Origin of the sequence: Enterobacter sp. PTB, from assembly GCF_051130085.1 — a bacterium.
Lineage (GTDB): Bacteria > Pseudomonadota > Gammaproteobacteria > Enterobacterales > Enterobacteriaceae > Enterobacter > Enterobacter ludwigii.
This window is the reverse complement of record NZ_JBDKEE010000217.1, coordinates 1-217: the sequence shown is the minus strand read 5'-3', so window position 1 is coordinate 217 and position 217 is coordinate 1. Positions and strand designations below refer to the sequence as shown.

Below are 217 nucleotides of genomic sequence, written 5' to 3'. Positions count from 1 at the left end.
CCCTGCGCCTGCAGCGCGGCGGCATTGCCCTCAATCATCGCTTCCTGCTCGGAGGCACTGAGCACCACCGGCAAAGGAGAAAGTGATGTATCAATCAGCGTCTCCGGCTGGTTGTTTTGCCAGCTCAGCCAGCCCCAGGCGCTCATCGCCGTGACCAGCAGCGTTGCCGCAATACCCCCGGCAAATCCCGACCAGATGCCGCGACGATGGCGTTTCA

The 217-nt window shown here is 62.7% G+C and carries 1 protein-coding gene; it reads right to left on the bottom strand.

Features of this window, described 5'->3' with window-relative positions; all coding sequences use genetic code 11:
• The coding region (locus AAIR21_RS28295; RefSeq protein ID WP_434682902.1) for a hypothetical protein at window positions 1-217 on the bottom strand (217 nt) is incomplete at both ends.